Here is a 17,665-nt window from a genome sequence, read left to right as displayed (position 1 = left end):
CCCGCGCGCCCGTGCGGAGGTCAGTCCTCGACCGCCACGCGCACGGTCCTGACCTCCGTGTCGGCCGCGTCCGGCACGACCATCCCGGCGCGCACGCCCTCGCGCAGGTAGCGCAGGACGTCCCGGTCGAGCCGCTCGCCGGGGAGCGCCGCCGGGATGCCGGGCGGGTAGGGCGTCAGCATCTCGGCGGTGACACGGCCGGCGGCCTTGTCCCACGGCACGTGCTCGACGCGCCCGAAGTAGGCGTCGCGCGGGAGCATGACCTGCTCCAGCCGGAGCGAGCCGGGGTCGGGCACGTACATCTGCTCGGCGGGGCGCAGTTCCTCGGCGTGGGTGGCGACGTCGAGCAGCGCGCTGATCAGCTTCTCCGTGCTGTCGGCGTCGTCCGCGTGGGTGAGCTGGGCGCTGGTGCGGCGGTGGTCGGACAGGTGCATGTTGACGTGGTGGCGCTCGCGCAGCCGGTCGGCGATCCGGTAGCCCGTGGTGGACAGTCCGGTGATGTCGACGGTGATCTGCAGCGGGTCGAGGTCGTGTGCGCGGCCGGGCCCGCAGAAGTCGTCGCGGCCGTGGACGTGCATGCCGTGGATGTCGCCGATGCGGGCCCGGACCGTGCCGGCGAGGGCGAGCGTGTCGTCGTAGAGCGCGCGGCCGTGCTCCACCATCTGGCGGCGCCAGCCGTCGAGCGCCGCGTACAGGAGCACGGAGGGGCTGGTCGTGCCGAGGAGGTCCTCGCGGCTCTTGAGCACCTCGGGCTTGATCAGGTCGCCCTGGAGGTGGAAGACCGAGCCCTGTTCCAGCCCCGAGCCCATCTTGTGCACGGAGGTGACGCACACGTCGGCGCCCGCGTCCATGGCCCAGGTCGGCAGGTCCGGGTGGAAGGGGAGGTGGGCGCCCCACGCCTCGTCGACGATGAGTGGCACCCCGCGCTCGTGGCAGGCCTCCGCGATGGCGGCGAGGTCGGAGCAGGTCCCGTACGGCGTCGGCGTGGTGACCAGGGCGCCGCGCGCGTCGGGGTGCTCGGCGAGGGCGGCGCGGAAGGCGTCGGCCGACGGCGGGTGGGCGAGGTGGAGCTCCGGGTCCCACGTGGGGTCGACCCAGACCGGCACGATGCCCGCGAGGACGAGACCGGAGACCACGGACTTGTGCGCGTCCCGCCCCACCAGCAGTTTCTCGTACGGTCCGGCGACGGCCAGCATGGCGGACTTGACCGACAGGGAGCTGCCGCAGGTGGAGAAGAAGGTGTGCTCGGCGCCCACGGCGTCGGCCATCAGCTCCTGTGCCTCGCTGAGCACGCCCTTGGAGGACATCCGGTCGTCCAGGCCGCTGGTGGCGAGGATGTCCGAGTGGAACACGGCGTCCCCGAGGACCGCGCGGACGCGGGGGTCGGCGCCGCGCCCCTGCTTGTGACCGGGCGGGGTGAACGGGGTCTGGCCCTCGGCGTGGTACGCGGCGAGCGCGTCGAGCACAGGTGCCTGTGAGTGGTCCATGGCATCCCGGATTCCCCGCGTGATCTGGGCAAAAACCCCGCGGTCCCGGGCGGCGGACCAGCCCGAAGGTGTCCGATTAATCACTTTGGTCCATGGGTACCCGGGGCGCATGATCACGGTTGGGGTCGAGGAAGAGTACCTGCTGCTCGATCCGGAGACCTGCCTGCCGGTCCCCGTCGGGGACCAGGTGCGGGCGGCGGCCGGACTCGGGCCCATGACCGAGGACGGCGAGGTCCAGGCGGAGCTGTTGCAAGCCCAGGTCGAGGTCGCCACACCCGTCTGCACCGAGCTGGACGAGGTCGGCGGTCACCTGCTGCGGCTGCGCCACGCGCTCGGCACGGCGGCCGAGAAGTACGGCTGCCGCCTCGCCGCCACCGGGGTCGCGCCGTTCCGCGCGCGGACACCCGTACCGGTGACGCGCGACGCCCGCTACCTGGCCCTGCGCGACCAGGCGCCGCAGCTCGTCGCCGAGCAACTGGTCAACGGGGCGCACGTGCACGCGGCCGTGCCCGACAAGGAGACCGGCGTCGCCGTCCTGAGCCGCGTCCGGGTGTGGCTGCCGGTCCTCGTCGCCATGTCCGCGAACTCGCCGTTCTGGGACGGCAAGGACACCGGCTTCGCGAGCTGGCGCACGGTGATGTTCGGCCGCTGGCCCGTCAGCGGACCCCCGCCGCGCCTCACCTCGCTCGACGACCACGACAGCCGTGTCCAGGCACTCCTGGACACCGGCACCATCAGGGACACCGGCCAGCTCTACTGGCAGGCACGCCTCTCCGAGCGCTACCCCACCATCGAGATCCGCTGCGCCGACGTGCAGCTCCGCGCCGACGCGGCGGTCATGTTCGCCGGACTCGTCCGCGCCCTCGTCGCCACCGCCCTGCGCGAGCACGAGGAGGGCGCCCCGGTCCCCGAGTGCCCGCACGAACTGCTGCAGGCCATGAACTGGCACGCCGCCCGCCACGGCCTGAGCGGCCGGCTGATGGACCCGGCCGGCCGCTCACGCGAGGCGGGCGACGTGCTGTGCATGCTGCTCGACCACCTCGCCCCGGCCCTGGAGGAGGCGGGTGACACCCGCGAGGTGACCTCACTGGTGCACCGCCTCCTCCAGGAGGGGACCCCGGCAGACCGCCAGCGCCGCGCCCTCACCGAGGGCGGCCTCCCCGGCCTGACCGAACTGATCACCACCGAGACGACCGCCACCTGAGCCGAACGGCTACGGCGCTACCTCAGATGCCGGGTGAAGAACTGCGCCGCCGCGTCCCCCGCGTACTCGGGGACGCCGGTGTGGCCGCCCATGTTGGCGTGCAGGGTCTTCTCCGCCGATCCGAAGGCGTCGAACAGGTCGAGGGCCGCCTGCCGGTCGTTGCTCTCGTCGTCCCACTGCAGAAGGGTGTGCAGCGGAATGGTGACCTGCCGTGCCTCGTCGAACGTGGCACGGGGCACGAAGCTCCCGGCGTACAGGTTGGCGGCCACGATGCGCGGTTCGACCACAGCGAGCCGTACGCCGATGGAGATGACGCCGCCCGAGTAACCGACCGGGCCGCCGAGCTCGGGCAGCGACAGCAGGGCGTCGAGGGCGCCCTGCCATTCCGGGACCGCCTCGTCGACGAGCGGGAGGACCAGGGCGTCGACGATCTCGTCGGTGACCGGTTCGCCCGCCGCCATGGCCCGGCGCAGTGCGGCGCGGGCCTGTTCCGCGGCGGGCCACCGCGGCCGCTCCCCGCTGCCCGGGAGCTCGATGGTGGCGGAGGCGAAGCCGTCCGCCGCGGAGCGCGCGGCCCGGGCCGCCAGCCGGGGGTACATCGTGTCCAGGCCGAGTGCGGGGTGGCCGAGGAGGATCAGCGGCACAGGCGCCTGCGCGGACGCCGACGCGGGCGTCCACAGGATGCCGGGGATCCCGCCGAGGGTGAACGAGCGCTCGAGGACACCGTCGTCGAGGCGTCGCTCAGCAGTGAAGTCCATGGTCGTGCCTTTCGGGAGTGCGCGTGGGACGGCGCTCCCGGACGACCTGTCGCCCGACCGTGACCCCGGAGGGGAGCACCCATGTCGATACAGCGTTCACGGGTACCACCTCCTCGTTCTCTCGCACGGCCGCCGGAAACGTAGCAGGGGGCGCGACGGAGCAACAAGCGGTTTTCGACCGCGACGGGTGGGGGCACCCGGGGCACATGAGTGTTGCGCGTGTGGTGCGGTCGATCGAGCGGGCCGCGGCGGCGGGGGACGAGGCGGGTCTGCCGCATCGGCTGTGCCGGGCGATGTGCGAGAGCCTCGACATGGACGGCGCCTCGATGTCGCTGATGACCCACACCGAGGCGCGTCAGCTGCTGTGCGCCAGCGGCGACGAGGCGCTGCGCCTCGAGGAGCTGCAGTACGAGTCGGGGGAAGGGCCGTGCATGACGACCTCCGAGTCCGGGACACCGGTCGTGTGCGCGGACCCGGGCGAGTACCTGACCGAGTGGCCGATCTTCGGCTCCCGGATGCGCGAGGAACTGCCCCGGGTGGCACTCGTCCTGGCGTTGCCGCTCACACCGTCCGGCGCCAGGAAGCCGATCGGCTCCGTGGACCTGCTGCGGCACACCCCGGCGCTCCCCGGCGACCAGCGCATGGCACAGGCCCTCGCGGCGGCCCGGAGCGTCACCGACATCCTGCTGGATCGCGCCCTGCGGCACTTCGGCGGGACGGAGCCCCTGCCGTGGGAGCCGTCCGACGTGATCGACGCCCACTGGGGGAGGGCCCGGCAGGCGGCCGGGCGGCTGGCCGCGCGCCGCAACATCGCCGTGCCGGACGCGTTGGCCCTGCTGCGGGCACGCGCGTTCGCCACCGGACGCCCGCTTCCGCAGGTGTGCGCCGACCTCTTCGACGAACCGACATGATTTCCGCTCGCTATTCGCCCCGGTATTCGCGGCTGAGCCAGCAGACGTAAGCGGAAGCTAATTTTCCGGCAGGGCGGGTACAACACAGCCATGGAGAAAACTGAGTGGGAACTGGCCGTGTCGTCGTCGGCGGCTTTGCTGATGTGGATTGCGGGCATTGTAGTCGTCCTCGTCCTGATCGGCGCCTTTATCCTGGGCCGCCGTATTCAGAATCGTGAGTCGCGCCGACCCACGCCGGAGGAACAGCCGCACCTGCCCGACGGCGGCCCGGTCGGAGAGGTGCAGGAGTACCGCGACCCCGATGAGGTGCCGCAGGACGGTGGCCGGCTCCTCCCGCACGAGCTCAAGGGCGGCTATGGCACATCGAGTACGCACAAGAGCGCGTCGCAGGATCCCGAGGACCACCGGAAAGGCAACAACAGCAGCTTCGGCAGCGGCGGGTTCGGCAGCTGACGAGAAGTCGAGAAGTTCCGAATAGGCGGCCCCAGAGGCTGACGCCATTCATCGGTGCGGATGGCTCCCCGGCGTCGAGGCGCGGCCCTGCCGGAATGCGGGCCGTGGCCGCCCGGCGGCGTCAGGGGCGCCGCCATTCGCCACTGCGCAGGTGCGAACCGGCCTGCGGCCCCATCCGCAGCATCCCGCCGTCGGCCACATAGGAGGAGCCGGTCACGTACGAGGCGTCGGGGCCCGCCAGGAAAGCGATGACGGCGGCGACCTCGCGCGCGTCACCGGGCCGGCCGAGCGGGATGCCGGGCCTGCTCTCGCCGTGCACGTCCGTGTCCTCCTGCCCGGTCATGGGGGTGGCGATCTCGCCGGGCGCGACGGCGTTGACGGTGATCCCGTACTCCGCCAGCTCCAGCGCCATCACCTGCGTCAGCAGCCCGAGCCCGGCCTTGGCGGCGCAGTACGGGGCCGCGCCGACCCGGGGCTGGTGCTCGTGCACCGAGGTCACGTTGACGATGCGGCCGCCCCCACCCTGCCGGATCATGCGACGCGCGGCGTGCTGACCGCACAGGAACGGGCCGACGAGGTCCACGTCGAGCACGCGCGTCACGTCCTCGTGCCGCAGGTCGAGGTAGGGCGTCGCCGTTCCCGTACCGGCATTGTTGACGAGGACGTCGAGCCTGCCGAGCTGTTCCGCGAGGTCGTCGACGACCGTCGCGGCGTCGGGCAGCCGGGTCAGGTCCATCCGGGCGACGGCCGCGCGGCGACCGTGGCCGCGCACCTCTTCCGCCGTCCTCTCGGCGCCTTCCTGGTCGCTGTGCCAGGTGATGCCGATGTCCATCCCGGCCCCGGCGAGCCGGACGGCCGTGGCCCGGCCGATGCCGGAGTCCGCGCCGGTGACGACGGCCACTCGATCGGTGGAAGCGGTGGGGGCGGTCATGGAGGCTCCTCGCGTACGGCGTTCCCGCGCCCGGTCGGGCCGCGTGCACTCGCGGGTGTCCGCGGACACCCACCCCCAACCGTGCCGCGCGATCTCGCATCGCACCGGGACCGGAGGTGAGTCCTGGCGTGTCGTGGGAACTTGGGACGCATGACCCCATCCCACTCCTCGGACCCGGATCCGGACCCCCGCAGCTCCACAGGGCTCGAGCCCGGCGGGAGCGTGCCGCCGGGGGAGACCCCGCCCGCCGAGAGCAGCATGCCGGGGGCCGGCCCCCGGGAGACGCACAATCCGACGAAGGGCTGGGCGAAGGGCCCCCTGACGGCGATCATCGTCGTCGCGGTGCTGATCGCGGCGTTCTTCCTCGCGTATGCGCTGGTCCTGCTGCTGTGACCCGACCGTGAGCAGGTAGCGTGTCCGGACAGGATGCCGCAGCCGCCCCAGAGGAAACCGTGCCGGAGATCAGTGACAGGACAGCAGCAGGGCGGCTCAGGGTCGCCACCACGGTCCGGGGCGAAGCCCGCGTCATCACGGTGAGCGGGGAGATCGACCACGAGACGGGCGCGCCCCTGCGCGAGGCCGCGGTGGAGGCCCTGGCGGGCCGCGTCCCGCACCTCGTCGTCGACCTGACCTCCGTGACCTTCATGGACTCCGCCGGCCTGAACATCCTGCTGCGCGCCCACCGCAGAGCCGTCGACGCCGGGGGCTGGCTGCGGCTGGCCGGGGTCGGCGCCAACGTGCTCCGCATCCTGCAGATCGTGGGCATCGACAGCGTCATCGACCTCTACCCGGACGCGGAGACCGCCCTCGCCTGAGCGTCGCGCGGCCCGCCCGGCGGAAGCGGCGCGCGTGTCACTGTCCCAGGCGACGATCCCGCCCGGACCACGAGCGCCGGACACCCCGGGTGAGCAAGCTGGTGGGGCCGCGACCAACGGGCCGGGCCCCACACCTATTCTCGCACTCGCGCCGGGTTACGCCAGATGTGTGACGTACGTGTCGGTGTCCTCATCGTGTGTCGCGGTGGTGTGCAGGAGCACGCGGAAGTGATCGGCGCTGCGGCTGAAGCGGACGACCTTCTCGCCGGGCGGGAAGTCCACACCCGCGTGGAAGCACAAAGTGAGCAGGGTCTGCTGGAGCCGGTGCAGCAGGGAGGCCGGGAGCGGCAGGGCCGGACGGTCGGAGTAGTCCTGGCGGGCCTGCCGCAAGGTGTCGAGCAGGGAGCGGGAGTCCGCGCAGTCCTTGCGGCTCCCGTACTCCAGGAGCTCGCACGCCTCGGTGATCAGATCGGCCGGGGCGGGGATGAGGTCAGCTTTGCTGGTCATGGCATACCGCTAACCCGATGCGCACGGGGCCGCAACAGGACGATGCAGGTCCCGGCACGGCCGTGCGGGTGCCCGGTGCCCGCCCCTCGCCCGTGACACGTGTCCCGAGATGCGGTGACACGTACGTATGGCGATGCTCGACATACGGCAGACAGCCCGAAGGGCGCCGCAAGGTGGCGCGGCCGGGCTGTGTGCCCTTTCCTCCGGTGTCTGTTCCTCCGGTGTCTGTTTGTCGGCAGAGGCGCAGGGCAGCCGGTTTCTGAGTGCTTGGGACAACAGGCGCATTGCGGGATTGGTCGATCCGGATGCCTGTCGTCACGGGGGACCGCTTCCCGCGGTCACATCACCCGTACGAATGGAGCACCCGATGGCCAGCTGCCGCCCCCACACCGACGCTCCCGACACCGCGGCGGCGTTCGTCCGGCTCGTCGCCGCGCCCGCGGGACGGGAGCGGGACCTCCTCGTGGAGGAACTGGTGACCGCGTGGCTCCCGTTGGCCCACCGCATCGCCGGCCGGTTCAAGGACCGCGGCGAGAACCTGGAGGACCTCCAGCAGGTCGCCGCGATGGGTCTGGTCAAGGCCGTCGAGCGCTACGACCCCGCGCAGGGCGCCTTCGAGGCGTACGCCGTGCCGACCATCACCGGGGAGATACGCCGCCACTTCCGCGACCACGGATGGGACGTCCGTGTCCCGCGCCGGGTCCAGGAGCTGCGCAACAAAGTCCGCGTCGCCCGCCGGGAACTGCTGGAACAGCCCGGACGCACCTGCGAGCCCGCACTGGAGGAGATCGCCACCGGGGCGCAGCTGACGCTCGACGAGGTCCGCGCCGGGATGGAGGCGCTCGACAGCTACCGCGCCCTCTCCCTGGACGCCGCGACCGCCTCCGGCCAGGAGGAGGGCGACGGGTTCAGCCTGGCCGACACCCTGGGCGACGTCGAGGCCGCGTACGACCGCATCGAGGCGCGCGAGGCCGCCAAGGCGGGGCTGCGCGCCCTGCCCGAGCGGGAACGCCACATCCTGTACCTGCGCTACTTCGAGGACATGACCCAGGCCCGGATCGCCGAGAAGATCGGCGTCTCGCAGATGCAGATCTCCCGCTTGATCAGCCACAGCTGCGCCCGCGTCCGCGACCGCGCCGTCGCGTGACGCATCAGCCGTGCGTGAAGGGACGACCCATGAGCACCGGCGGTACCTACGACAGCAGCCACATCACCCAGTGGCTCCTCGACCTCGACTCGCTGGAGGGCTTCCTCCGGACGCTGGCCGACGCCGCGCTCGAACTGGCCGCCTGCGAGGGCGTGGGAGTGACGCTGGAACCGGACAGCCGCCCGCTCACGGTGGTCAGCGAGGGAACCGTGGCGGCGAAGCTCGACGAGAAGCAGTACGGGCAGGACGACGGCCCCTGCCTGCAGGCGCTGCGCACCGCCGAGGAGGTGGCCGTCCGCGACATGCTGCACGAGCACCGCTGGGACGAGTATCCGGCCTACGCCGTGTCCTGCGGCATCCGCTCGTCCCTCTCGCTCCCGATCGCCGCCCACACCGACACCGCGGGCGCGCTCAACCTCTACGCGGCCCCGCCCGACGGGTTCGCCGACGCAGACCTCGGTTCCTTGCGCTCCCTGGCCGCCCAGGCCACCGGCGGCATCGCCCTGGCGCAGCGCTTCACCGACGCCGAGGAGTTCGCCGGCCAGATGCAGACCGCCATGCGCTCGCGCAGCGTCATCGACCAGGCCCTCGGCATCATCATGGGCCAGCGCCACTGCACCGCGGACGAGGCGTTCGGCATCCTGCGCTCCGCCTCCCAGCACCGCAACATCAAGCTCCGGGACCTCTGCACCCAGCTGGTCACCAACGTCACCGGCCGCCCGCCGACGGAACCGGAACTCCGGCGCCAGGGCTGACGCGCAGCGGTGTTCGCCCGGCCGGCGCGCACGGACGCGGCGGCGCGGGTGAAGCTACGGGCGTCACGGGCTTGGCCCGGGCCTCGGCGGTTACCCGTAGGCCATGACTGAAACACGGCCACTCGCCCTCATCACCGGCGCCTCCAGCGGAATCGGCCGCGAACTGGCCCGGCAGTTCGCCCGGAACGGCTACGACCTCGTGGTGAACGCCGAGGACGAACGGCTGGAGCCCGCGGCGCGGGACCTGCGGGAGACCGGCGCCGAGGTACGCGTCGTGCGGGCCGATCTGCGCACGTCCGAGGGGCGCTACCGGCTCCTCGACGCGCTCGGCGAGCTGACGGTCGACGTGGCCGTGCTCAACGCCGGGGTGGGGCACGGCGGCGCCTTCGTCGACACCGACCTCGCCGACGACCAGGCGGTCATCGACCTCAACGTCACCGCGACCGTCCGGCTGGCCAAGACGCTGCTGCGGGCCATGGTGGCGCGCGGCACCGGCCGCCTCGCCTTCACCTCGTCCGTCGCGGCGACGACACCCGGCTCCTTCCAGCCCGTCTACAACGCGTCCAAGTCGTTCGTGCAGTCCTTCGCCCAGGCGCTGGCCGAGGAGGTGAAGGACACCGACGTGACGGTCACCTCGTTCATGCCCGGAGCGACGGAGACGGACTTCTTCCGGAGGGCGGGCATGGCGGACGACACCCGGATGGGCGCCATGAAGAAGGACGATCCCGCGCAGGTGGCCGGGCAGGCGTACGAGGCGATCGTCAAGGGTGAGCAGAAGGTCGTCACCGGCTCGCTGATGACCAAGGCGCAGGAGCTGGCCGGAAAGGTCGTGCCCGACGGGGTCAAGGCGGCCGCCCACCGAAGGATGGCGGAGCCCGGCACCGGCCCCGACGATGGGCACGGGCCCACGAAGTGACGAGAGCCGTGCCGCGCAGGTGCACTCGTGTCACTGTGCCAGCTGCGTCGCCCGTGGCATTCGTGCCATCCGTGTTACGCAGGGTGTTCTGGGCACTCCGGACACATGAGTCCCCACCGACTGGTTCCCGAGTCCCTGGCCCTGTTGACCGAGGGGTACGCCTGGCTGCCCGATCTGCTGCGCGCCGAGAACGACACCGCGCTGAACCTGCGCGTCCTCGGCAAACCGGCGCTGGCCGTGCGCGGCCCCGAGGCGGTCCGCTTCTTCTACGACGAACAGCACGTCCGGCGACACGGGGCGCTGCCCGGCCCGGTCCTCAGCACCCTCTTCGGCCACGGCGCCGTCCACACCCTGGACGGCGACGCCCACCGGTCGCGTAAGGCGTTCTTCCTGCCGTTGCTCGAGGACGACGCGGTGACGGGCGCGGCCGAGCACATCGTGGCCGCCTGGGACGAAGCGGTCCCGCGCTGGGCCGCGCGGCCGCAGGTGGTGCTCTTCGACGCCGTCGCCCGGGTGATCACGACGGGGGTCTGCCGGTGGGCAGGTGTCCCGCTCGCCGAGGGCGACGAGGAGCAACTGGCGCGGGACCTGTCGGCGATGGTCGACGGTTTCGCGACGGCCGGGCCTCGCCACTTCCGGGCGCGGCGGGCCCGTACCCGCCAGGAGAAGCGGTTCGCCGGCCTGATCGAGGCCGTCAGGTCCGGTGTGGTGGAGGCGCCGCCGGGTTCGGTGCTCGACCGGGTCTGCCGCCACCGGGACACGTCCGGCGACACGTCCGGCGACATGTCGGGCGAGACCGCGGGCGACTCCGCGGCCGGGGACGTGCTGGCGCCCCGGGTCGCCGCAGTGGAACTCCTCAACGTCATCCGCCCGACGGTGGCGCTGAGCTGGTTCGTCGCGTTCGCCGCCCACGCCCTGCACCGCCGGCCCGAGAACCGGGAACGGCTCGCGTCGGGGCTCCGGTCGGGCGACACGGCGTTCGCCACCGCCTTCGCGCACGAGGTCCGCCGCTTCTACCCCTTCGCGCCCTTCCTGGGCGGGCAGGCCGTCACCGACCTGACCTGGCAGGGCCGTACCGTCCCCGCGGGCGGTCTCGTCCTCCTCGACGTCTACGGCCAGAACCATGACGAACGGCTCTACAAGGACCCGTACGCCTTCCGTCCCGGACGCTTCCTCGACCACCCGCCCGCCCGTGACGAACTGATCCCGCAGGGCGGCGCGGACGCGCGGACCGGACACCGCTGCCCCGGCGAGGCCATGACCGTGGGCATCCTGGAGACGCTCGCTCAGCGCTTGGCCGCCCTCGAATACCGGGTGCCGCCGCAGGACCTCACCATCCCGCTGAACCGCATCCCCACGCGCCCGCGCAGCGGAATGCTCATCCAGGTGCGCACGCCCTGAACGTTTCGGACAGCGCATACGTGTCACCCGGGTCTCAGCACGTGTCCCCGACCACATGTGACAGCAGATATCTCCAGCACATGTGACGCAAGGAGGAAGCCGATGTCGAATCCGCAACAGCCCGAGCTGCGGCGCAGCGACAAGGGAGCGGGCACGCCGCAGGACAGCGAAGCCCGAAAGGCGGCCCAGCCCACCGGCGTGAACGGCGGTCGCGGGCACGCACACGGTACGGATCGCGGCGGCAAGGGCGGTGGGAAGGGCGGCGGCACGCCTCCCGAGCAGCAGCCGGACCACCCGGCCTGAGAGCCGGAGGCCCCTGCCCCGTTTCGACCCGGGGCAGGGGCTCCTCCCGTCTCTACCGCCAACCCGCGTTGTTCTTAGACTGGCCGGGTGGAAGACATCGAAGCGATCGCGGCCCTGCAGGATTCGGTGCGGCGTCGCCTGTACGAGTACGTGGTGGAGCAGGGGCGCGAGGTCGGCCGCAACGAGGCGGCCGAGGCGGTCGGTGTGGCGCGGACCCTGGCCGCGCACCACCTGGACAAGCTCGCCGAGGTCGGGTTGCTGGACAGCGGCAGCCGCCGCCTGACCGGCCGTTCGGGGCCCGGCGCGGGCCGCCCCGCCAAGGTCTACTCGCCCGCCCGCGCCGAGCGGTCGGTGTCGCTGCCCGCCCGCGACTACCGCACCGCAGCCGAACTGCTCGCGGAAGCCGCCGAGGAGGCGGGCCTGGACACCCGGCTTTTCGCGACGGCCCGGCGACGGGGCGAGGCCGACCGTGGATCGGCGGCCCCCTGCGGGAACCTGGAGGAGGCCATGGGGGTGCTGGCCGCCCGGGGTTACGCGCCGCACCTGGAGAGCGCCGACGAAGACGGCGACGGTGCGGGCCCGCGCGTCGTACGTATGCGCAACTGTCCTTTCCACGCGGTCGCCGAACGCTTTCCGCCACTCGTCTGCGGCATGAATCTCGCGCTGCTGGAAGGGCTGATCGGCGACGGTCCGGTGGCGGCGCGAATGGACGCCCGGCCGGGGGAGTGCTGCGTGGTTCTGGAAGGCTCAGCGGTTCTGCGAGGTTCCGTGATCCTGAAAGGCTCCGAACGCGAACTCTAAAAACAACGTTCGTTGACATAGAAGAGGTGTCATGTTGGGATGGCGCCATGACCTCACCCCAACGCGCCTTCCACCTGGCCGAATTGAATGTCGTCACCCTGCGGCACGCCTTCGAGGACCCGCGCATGGCGGAGTTCGTCGAGCAGCTCGACCCGATCAACGCCGACGCCGACGCCGCACCCGGCTTCGTGTGGCGGCTCGTGGCCGACGGGGAGAAGGACGCCACGGGCCTGCGCCCCGCGGGTGAGGACATCGTCGTCAACCTCTCGGTGTGGGAGAGCCAGGAGGCGCTGTGGGACTTCACCTACCGCAGCGGACACCTTGAGGTGATGCGACGCCGGCGCGAATGGTTCGACCGGCACCTGCGGGCGCATCTGGTGCTCTGGTGGGTCCCGGCCGGTCATATCCCCACCGTCGACGAGGCGTTGGACCGGTTGGCGACCCTGCGGGCGGACGGTCCTACCCCTGCGGCGTTCACTTTCGCCTCCTCCTACTCGGCGGAGGAGGCCGGTCTTCGTCCGGCGGAAGGTGTCGAGCGGGTGACCGCCTGACAGGCCGGCACGGGTTCGTCGCCGGCGAGCGGAGCGGTGGCCACCGCAACGGGGAACGTGAACCGGACGTCCGGTATGTGTGGCGTCCTGACAACTGCACAGGCTGAGGTGTCGGCGCCGCGGTGCCCCCGAACCCGTCTACGGGTTCGGGGGCACCGCACTTGGCGAACGGGCGTCGACCGCCGGCTCGACCGGGGCGCGTGGCCGCGGCTCGCGGTGCCGGTCAGCGTCCCGTCGCCAGGTTCGCGCCGCCCGTGCAGTCCAGCACCACGCCGGTGATGAAGCCGTTCGTGGCGAGGGAGTTGATGGCCGCCGCAACCTCGCCGGGGGTGCCGACGCGGCCCACGGGGGTGGTCTTCGCGAGCCCCGCGAACAGTTCCGCGCGCTGCTCGGCCGGGACGCGGTCCCACCAGGGGGTGTCGATGACGCCGGGGGAGACGGCGTTGATACGGCGCGGGGCGAGTTCGACGGCGAGGGGCGGGATCATCGCCTCCAGGGCCCCGTTGATCGCGGCCAGGCCGGAGGTGCCGGGGAAGGCGGCGCGGGCCGAGGCGGCCGTGATGAAGGTGACGGAGGCGCGCTCGGTCAGGTGCCCTAACGCCGCCTGCAGGATGCGCAGTTGGGGCCAGAACTTCGCGTCGAAGCCGTGCGCGAGCTCGGCCAGGTCCAGGGTGGCGAACGGGCCGCTGCCCGCCGCGCCGCTGACCGCGATGACCAAATGGTCGATGGGGGCGGTGGTGGCGAAGAAGGCGTCGATGTCCGTCGGGTCGGTGGCGTCCATGCGGTACGTGGAGGTCTTGCCGCCGATCCGGGCCGCGGCCTCGTCGAGCTTGGTCCGGTCGCGGCCGGTGATCGTGACCTCGGCGCCGCTACTGGCGAAGAGCGCGGCGGTGGCTTCGCCGATACCCGAGCTGCCGCCCATGACGACGGCGTGAGTGGTGGTGGAGGTAGTGGAGGAGGGGGAGGGTGCTGCGGAGGTCATCGTGAATCCGTCTTCTCGTGTCGGCGGAGAGCCGCGGGTCTTTGTCGAGACCGTCAGTCTCGGTAAGGCGAGTATTGCCGAGACTGATAGTCTCGTCAAGAGGTTGGAGCAGACAACGATGTAGGTGAGGTGACGGCGATGAGCGCCGAACGGGCCCACACGGGACGCCGTCGCAACGAGGAAGCGCGCCGGGCCGTCCTCGACGCGGCTCTGCGGCTGATCGCGGACGCGGACGGCGCACCCGTCGGCGTCGACGCCATCGCGCGGGAGGCGGGGGTCGGCAAACAGACGCTCTACCGGTGGTGGCCCTCGAAGGGCGCGGTGCTGCTCGACGCGCTGACAGACCGCGCGGAGCGGACCGTGTCCGTACCGGACTCCGGTTCGCTGAGCGACGATCTGCGGGCTCTGATCGCGTCGACGTTCACGCAGGCGCAGGCGGCCCCGGTCGGCCCCGCCCTGCGGACCCTGGTGCAGGAGGCCGCCCGCGACCCCCACCTGGCCGACCTCATGCGGGAGTTCACCCAGGCGCGCCGCACAGCACTGCGCGAGGTGTTCGCGCGCGGCCGCGAACGTGGTGAGCTGCCACCGGACAGCGACCTCGACCTGATGGTGGATCAGGTGTACGGGGTCTTCTGGTACCGCTTCCTCCTCGGCCACGCCCCGCTGGGTGAACGGGAGGCAGTCCGCCTCGCCGATTCCCTCGTACGGCCTCAGTAGAAAGTCAGTGGACGACGGACACGATCCGGCACGCGGCCTGCGCGAGCCGGAGCTCTCCTCGCACACGGGCGCGGGAGAGGGCACAGGCGGGGTCGATGTGCCGCGTGGCCAGGCGCCATGCCGTCTCCGTGTCCATCACCACGGCCGCCACGGGGTGGTCATGTGCCGCTTCGGCCAAGGACCACCCGTCCGTCGTGGCGGTCGCCACCCACGCGCCACCCGCCGGGCCCTCGACGGCCACCCTGACCTGGGCACCGGTCGGCGCCGACATGGGCCGGAGCGTGTGCGGCAGAGCCCGCATGAAGGTGTCGACGACCACGGTCGAAGCGCGCGGCTCGGGGTCGGTGCCACGGCCGACCGCGTGGCGGATCTGCTGGCGGTGCGTCCAGTGCTCGGAGAACTCCCGCGCGATGTCCAGCCACGCGGGCGCGGGGTCCACGCCCGCCCATGAGACGCCCGGAGCGGTCGCGTCGAGGTCGGCCGTGGCGAACTGCCGGGCGAGTCGGGTGCCCGCGTCCGCCAGCGCGTCGACGAGCGAAGCGGGGCTGTCCTCCGCGTGCAGGTCGACCCACTCCTGGTTCGTGCGGTGGATGAACGCCTCGACCGTCTCGTCCTCGGCGAAACCGTTCCGGTCTGCCTCGCCGAGACGTCCGTAGCAGTCACCGAGGAGATGCGCGGCGACGTCGTGCACCGTCCAGCGCCCGGCCGCCGCCCTGCTCCAGTCGGAAGGCGCCAGGCCACGCAACGTCCCGAGCAGCGCACGGAGTTCCGGGCCGAACAGCGCGCGCGCGTCGATCGGGCGGCCCAGCCAGGCGGTGCCGGGCACGCCCTGGGTCTCAGGGTTCATGGCCGCAGCGTGTCAGCCGGCAGCCGTGACCCGCCATCGAATACTCACGTACCGCTTGCGCCGCACGCACAGTTTCAGAGGGCAAGGGTGTGGCTCCGCTGACTATCGAGCCCGTGCCGCCGCTGCGAGCCTCACGGTGACCACAACGGTCGACCGACCTCGACCGTGTGCACGGACCTCAGCCGATCGCGACCAACCGACCTCAGGGAGTACAAGGTGCGCAGACCAGGAACGAGCGTCAGCGGATCACGGGCGAGCCGAGCACGAGCGCACAATGCGCGGGCCCTCGGTCCGCTGCTCGCCGCCGCTCTGGCGGGCGGCGCGCTCGTCGCGCCCGCGACGACGGCCGACGCGGCACCCCGTACCGCCGCCGCGACCGCCGCCACCACCTGCACCGCGAGCGACGCGGACATCTACCGGCCGCCCGCCACCGTCGCCGCTGCCCCGGGCGGCGTCATCGCCTGTAGGGCGACGAGCCTGCCGCACGTGCCCGGCTCGATCCCCCTGCACGCGTGGAAGGTGCAGTACGGCTCCGAGGACAACACGGGCGCCCCGGTCGCCGTGTCCGGCACGGTCGCCGTCCCCGACGCGGCCTGGCGCGGCCCCGGCGGCAGGCCGGTCGTCGCCTTCAACCCGGGCACGCTGGGACTCGGGCCGCAGTGCGCCTTCTCCAGGCAACTGTCCGGCGCCTACCAGGACATGTACGAGGGCGAGAACATCGCCGCGCTCCTCAAGGCCGGTTACGCGGTCGCGGCGACGGACGGCGCCGGTTACCTGGCGGGCCAGACCCACCCCTACGTCTCCGGGGGCGACGCGGGGCACGCCCTGCTCGACGTCGTGCGCGCCGCGTCGGAGGTGCCCGGCAGCGGTGTCGCCAGGTCCGCGCCGGTCGGCCTGTGGGGCTACTCCGAAGGCGGCGCGGCCAGTCTGTGGGCGGCCCAGCTGGCGAGTTCGTACGCGCCGGAGCTCAACGTCGTCGGCGATGCGTCGGGCGGCGTCCCGGGCGACCTGAGGGTGGTGGCCAAGGGGCTCGACGGAGGCGCCTTCGCCGGATTCCTCGCCGACGCCGTGATCGGACTCGCGGCCTCGCACCCGGCCATGCCGTTCGACGAACTGCTCAACAGCTCGGGCCGGTCCGCCGTCGCCAGGGCCAAGTCGCTGTGCCTGGCCGGTACCATCGCCGGCTTCGCGGGCCAGAAGCTGGCGGGTTACACCGAGCGAGGTCTGTCGCTGGAGCAGATCTACGCCCTGACCGGCACCGACGGCAAGACGTGGGGCCAGGTCGTCGACGAGCAGAAGCTCGGGACGGGGATCGGCCGCAAGGGTTCCGGTGCCCGCCACGAGATCAAGTTCCCGGTCCTGCAGTACCGCGGCATGCTCGAGGAGGTCATCCCCACGGAGACCGAGGACGCGACCCGCAGGGCGTACTGCGCCGCCGGGATCACCACGCAGTGGAAGCTCTACCCGGGCGACCACCTGCTGACCGACCAACAGGCCAAGGACGACGTGGTGAAGTGGCTCGGTGATCGCTTCGCCGGACGGCTCGAACTGGGCAACTGCCTGCTGCCGTAGTGAGTACCCGTAGGGAATCCGGAGGCGGGGGTGCTCGTTGTGCCGCGCAAGACCTGATATCGAGCACCCCTCCCGTCCCCGAAGACCCGCGACCGTAAGACCCGCGACCGTAAGACCCGCGACCGATCAAGGAATGGTGGACATGGCACAAGCGTCGACGACGCCACTGGCCGGCGCCTGGGACCTGGTGAGTTTCGAGGTACGGACAGCCGACGGGCAGGTGGAGCGTCCCTTCGGGGCACATCCGACAGGCCTCGGCATCTACACACCGCGAGGACTCGTCTCCGCCCAGCTCATGGCTGAGCGGGCCCCCGCGGAGGCCGATCCCTCGGAGGCCGGATCTGAGGCCGGGCCGGAGGCCGGAGCGGCATCGCTCCCGCCCTTCATCGCCTACGCGGGCCGCTACCTCCTCGACCCGGACTCCCGCACCGTCGAACACCACGTGGAGTGCAGCTTCGATCCCGCCTGGGTGGGTCTCGTCCTCCGTCGCGGCTACGAGCTGGACGGTGACCTGCTGACCCTCCGCCCGCCGGCCCGGGCGCAGGGCCAGCCGGTTCTCACCTGGCGCAGGCGCGAACCCCTCGACGTACAAGGGGTTCGGTAGACC

General features: G+C 72.1%; 21 protein-coding genes. 15 read left to right on the top strand and 6 right to left on the bottom strand.

What is annotated here, in order from left to right:
* Nucleotides 1-20: 20 nt before the first annotated feature.
* Nucleotides 21-1,487, bottom strand: coding sequence for an aminotransferase class I/II-fold pyridoxal phosphate-dependent enzyme (locus ACH4RC_RS27020; RefSeq protein ID WP_398205561.1), 1,467 nt, complete (start codon nt 1,485-1,487; stop codon nt 21-23).
* Nucleotides 1,488-1,596: 109 nt separating this feature from the next.
* Between ACH4RC_RS27020 and ACH4RC_RS27015 the strand changes: the two genes are divergently transcribed.
* Nucleotides 1,597-2,691, top strand: a complete 1,095-nt coding sequence (locus ACH4RC_RS27015) for a glutamate--cysteine ligase (RefSeq protein ID WP_398205559.1) — start codon at nt 1,597-1,599, stop codon at nt 2,689-2,691.
* Nucleotides 2,692-2,708: 17 nt separating this feature from the next.
* On the opposite strand, the gene ACH4RC_RS27010 is transcribed toward ACH4RC_RS27015, so the two are convergent.
* The gene (locus ACH4RC_RS27010; RefSeq protein ID WP_398205557.1) at nt 2,709-3,449 is read right to left on the bottom strand and encodes an alpha/beta hydrolase; all 741 of its coding nucleotides are present in this window, start codon (nt 3,447-3,449) and stop codon (nt 2,709-2,711) included.
* Between the two features lie 206 nt (nt 3,450-3,655).
* On the opposite strand from ACH4RC_RS27010, the gene ACH4RC_RS27005 reads away from it, so the two are divergent.
* Nucleotides 3,656-4,360 carry a GAF domain-containing protein gene (locus ACH4RC_RS27005; protein ID WP_398205555.1) on the top strand — a complete coding sequence of 235 codons (705 nt, stop codon included), beginning with the start codon at nt 3,656-3,658 and terminating at the stop codon, nt 4,358-4,360.
* A gap of 90 nt (nt 4,361-4,450) precedes the next feature.
* Nucleotides 4,451-4,813, top strand: a complete 363-nt coding sequence (locus tag ACH4RC_RS27000; protein WP_398205553.1) for a DUF6479 family protein — start codon at nt 4,451-4,453, stop codon at nt 4,811-4,813.
* A 121-nt stretch (nt 4,814-4,934) separates the two neighbouring features.
* Here ACH4RC_RS27000 and ACH4RC_RS26995 read toward each other — a convergent pair whose 3' ends face one another.
* The gene (locus ACH4RC_RS26995; RefSeq protein ID WP_398205552.1) at nt 4,935-5,744 is read right to left on the bottom strand and encodes an SDR family oxidoreductase; all 810 of its coding nucleotides are present in this window, start codon (nt 5,742-5,744) and stop codon (nt 4,935-4,937) included.
* 150 nt (nt 5,745-5,894) lie between these two features.
* Between ACH4RC_RS26995 and ACH4RC_RS26990 the strand changes: the two genes are divergently transcribed.
* On the top strand, nt 5,895-6,137 hold the full coding sequence (locus tag ACH4RC_RS26990; RefSeq protein WP_398205550.1) for a DUF6480 family protein: 243 nt from the start codon (nt 5,895-5,897) through the stop codon (nt 6,135-6,137).
* Between the two features lie 59 nt (nt 6,138-6,196).
* On the top strand, nt 6,197-6,559 hold the full coding sequence (locus ACH4RC_RS26985) for an STAS domain-containing protein (RefSeq protein WP_398205548.1): 363 nt from the start codon (nt 6,197-6,199) through the stop codon (nt 6,557-6,559).
* 156 nt (nt 6,560-6,715) lie between these two features.
* Here the strand turns inward: ACH4RC_RS26985 and ACH4RC_RS26980 are convergent, their stop codons facing one another.
* On the bottom strand, nt 6,716-7,066 hold the full coding sequence (locus ACH4RC_RS26980; protein WP_398205546.1) for a hypothetical protein: 351 nt from the start codon (nt 7,064-7,066) through the stop codon (nt 6,716-6,718).
* A gap of 367 nt (nt 7,067-7,433) precedes the next feature.
* On the opposite strand from ACH4RC_RS26980, the gene ACH4RC_RS26975 reads away from it, so the two are divergent.
* The 7 genes from ACH4RC_RS26975 (at nt 7,434) to ACH4RC_RS26945 (ending at nt 12,940) form a co-directional block, all read left to right on the top strand.
* Nucleotides 7,434-8,213 (top strand): SigB/SigF/SigG family RNA polymerase sigma factor, encoded by a 780-nt coding sequence (locus ACH4RC_RS26975; RefSeq protein ID WP_398205544.1) that lies wholly within the window; start codon nt 7,434-7,436, stop codon nt 8,211-8,213.
* Nucleotides 8,214-8,242: 29 nt separating this feature from the next.
* Nucleotides 8,243-8,968: a GAF and ANTAR domain-containing protein gene (locus ACH4RC_RS26970; RefSeq protein WP_398205542.1), complete on the top strand. Its 726-nt coding sequence runs from the start codon at nt 8,243-8,245 to the stop codon at nt 8,966-8,968.
* Between the two features lie 103 nt (nt 8,969-9,071).
* Nucleotides 9,072-9,884 carry an SDR family NAD(P)-dependent oxidoreductase gene (locus tag ACH4RC_RS26965; protein WP_398205541.1) on the top strand — a complete coding sequence of 271 codons (813 nt, stop codon included), beginning with the start codon at nt 9,072-9,074 and terminating at the stop codon, nt 9,882-9,884.
* Between the two features lie 105 nt (nt 9,885-9,989).
* Nucleotides 9,990-11,285 (top strand): cytochrome P450, encoded by a 1,296-nt coding sequence (locus ACH4RC_RS26960; RefSeq protein ID WP_398205539.1) that lies wholly within the window; start codon nt 9,990-9,992, stop codon nt 11,283-11,285.
* Nucleotides 11,286-11,387: 102 nt separating this feature from the next.
* Nucleotides 11,388-11,588, top strand: a complete 201-nt coding sequence (locus ACH4RC_RS26955; protein WP_398205538.1) for a hypothetical protein — start codon at nt 11,388-11,390, stop codon at nt 11,586-11,588.
* 87 nt (nt 11,589-11,675) lie between these two features.
* Nucleotides 11,676-12,389 (top strand): helix-turn-helix transcriptional regulator, encoded by a 714-nt coding sequence (locus tag ACH4RC_RS26950; RefSeq protein ID WP_398205537.1) that lies wholly within the window; start codon nt 11,676-11,678, stop codon nt 12,387-12,389.
* A 47-nt stretch (nt 12,390-12,436) separates the two neighbouring features.
* Complete coding sequence (locus ACH4RC_RS26945; RefSeq protein ID WP_398205535.1) at nt 12,437-12,940, top strand: DUF3291 domain-containing protein; 504 nt, start codon at nt 12,437-12,439, stop codon at nt 12,938-12,940.
* Between the two features lie 223 nt (nt 12,941-13,163).
* Here ACH4RC_RS26945 and ACH4RC_RS26940 read toward each other — a convergent pair whose 3' ends face one another.
* Complete coding sequence (locus ACH4RC_RS26940) at nt 13,164-13,922, bottom strand: SDR family oxidoreductase (RefSeq protein ID WP_398205534.1); 759 nt, start codon at nt 13,920-13,922, stop codon at nt 13,164-13,166.
* Nucleotides 13,923-14,060: 138 nt separating this feature from the next.
* On the opposite strand from ACH4RC_RS26940, the gene ACH4RC_RS26935 reads away from it, so the two are divergent.
* Nucleotides 14,061-14,639, top strand: coding sequence for a TetR/AcrR family transcriptional regulator (locus tag ACH4RC_RS26935; RefSeq protein WP_398205532.1), 579 nt, complete (start codon nt 14,061-14,063; stop codon nt 14,637-14,639).
* A 4-nt stretch (nt 14,640-14,643) separates the two neighbouring features.
* Here the strand turns inward: ACH4RC_RS26935 and ACH4RC_RS26930 are convergent, their stop codons facing one another.
* Nucleotides 14,644-15,486: a maleylpyruvate isomerase family mycothiol-dependent enzyme gene (locus ACH4RC_RS26930; RefSeq protein WP_398205531.1), complete on the bottom strand. Its 843-nt coding sequence runs from the start codon at nt 15,484-15,486 to the stop codon at nt 14,644-14,646.
* Nucleotides 15,487-15,702: 216 nt separating this feature from the next.
* Here ACH4RC_RS26930 and ACH4RC_RS26925 point away from each other — a divergent pair, with 216 nt between their 5' ends.
* Together ACH4RC_RS26925 and ACH4RC_RS26920 are read left to right on the top strand one after the other, a co-directional pair.
* Entirely contained in the window at nt 15,703-17,058 is a 1,356-nt protein-coding gene (locus ACH4RC_RS26925) for a lipase family protein (RefSeq protein ID WP_398205529.1), read from the top strand.
* Nucleotides 17,059-17,200: 142 nt separating this feature from the next.
* The gene (locus tag ACH4RC_RS26920) at nt 17,201-17,662 is read left to right on the top strand and encodes a lipocalin-like domain-containing protein (RefSeq protein ID WP_398205527.1); all 462 of its coding nucleotides are present in this window, start codon (nt 17,201-17,203) and stop codon (nt 17,660-17,662) included.
* Nucleotides 17,663-17,665 lie beyond the last annotated feature (3 nt).

The organism is Streptomyces sp. NPDC016845, from assembly GCF_044332585.1.
GTDB lineage: Bacteria > Actinomycetota > Actinomycetes > Streptomycetales > Streptomycetaceae > Streptomyces.
Note: the sequence above shows the minus strand (reverse complement) of the source record. Positions and strands in the feature narration are given on the sequence as shown.

Bases quoted from the DNA above. Each gene is read 5' to 3' on its own strand.
- ACH4RC_RS26955 (WP_398205538.1), top strand. From the start codon at position 11,388: ATGTCGAATCCGCAACAGCCCGAGCTGCGGCGCAGCGACAAGGGAGCG.
- ACH4RC_RS26935 (WP_398205532.1), top strand. From the start codon at position 14,061: ATGAGCGCCGAACGGGCCCACACGGGACGCCGTCGCAACGAGGAAGCG.
- ACH4RC_RS26990 (WP_398205550.1), top strand. From the start codon at position 5,895: ATGACCCCATCCCACTCCTCGGACCCGGATCCGGACCCCCGCAGCTCC.
- ACH4RC_RS26995 (WP_398205552.1), bottom strand. From the start codon at position 5,744: ATGACCGCCCCCACCGCTTCCACCGATCGAGTGGCCGTCGTCACCGGC.
- ACH4RC_RS26965 (WP_398205541.1), top strand. From the start codon at position 9,072: ATGACTGAAACACGGCCACTCGCCCTCATCACCGGCGCCTCCAGCGGA.
- ACH4RC_RS26945 (WP_398205535.1), top strand. From the start codon at position 12,437: ATGACCTCACCCCAACGCGCCTTCCACCTGGCCGAATTGAATGTCGTC.
- ACH4RC_RS27005 (WP_398205555.1), top strand. From the start codon at position 3,656: ATGAGTGTTGCGCGTGTGGTGCGGTCGATCGAGCGGGCCGCGGCGGCG.
- ACH4RC_RS26975 (WP_398205544.1), top strand. From the start codon at position 7,434: ATGGCCAGCTGCCGCCCCCACACCGACGCTCCCGACACCGCGGCGGCG.
- ACH4RC_RS26930 (WP_398205531.1), bottom strand. From the start codon at position 15,486: ATGAACCCTGAGACCCAGGGCGTGCCCGGCACCGCCTGGCTGGGCCGC.
- ACH4RC_RS27015 (WP_398205559.1), top strand. From the start codon at position 1,597: ATGATCACGGTTGGGGTCGAGGAAGAGTACCTGCTGCTCGATCCGGAG.
- ACH4RC_RS27000 (WP_398205553.1), top strand. From the start codon at position 4,451: ATGGAGAAAACTGAGTGGGAACTGGCCGTGTCGTCGTCGGCGGCTTTG.
- ACH4RC_RS26960 (WP_398205539.1), top strand. From the start codon at position 9,990: ATGAGTCCCCACCGACTGGTTCCCGAGTCCCTGGCCCTGTTGACCGAG.
- ACH4RC_RS27020 (WP_398205561.1), bottom strand. From the start codon at position 1,487: ATGGACCACTCACAGGCACCTGTGCTCGACGCGCTCGCCGCGTACCAC.
- ACH4RC_RS27010 (WP_398205557.1), bottom strand. From the start codon at position 3,449: ATGGACTTCACTGCTGAGCGACGCCTCGACGACGGTGTCCTCGAGCGC.
- ACH4RC_RS26940 (WP_398205534.1), bottom strand. From the start codon at position 13,922: ATGACCTCCGCAGCACCCTCCCCCTCCTCCACTACCTCCACCACCACT.
- ACH4RC_RS26980 (WP_398205546.1), bottom strand. From the start codon at position 7,066: ATGACCAGCAAAGCTGACCTCATCCCCGCCCCGGCCGATCTGATCACC.
- ACH4RC_RS26970 (WP_398205542.1), top strand. From the start codon at position 8,243: ATGAGCACCGGCGGTACCTACGACAGCAGCCACATCACCCAGTGGCTC.
- ACH4RC_RS26920 (WP_398205527.1), top strand. From the start codon at position 17,201: ATGGCACAAGCGTCGACGACGCCACTGGCCGGCGCCTGGGACCTGGTG.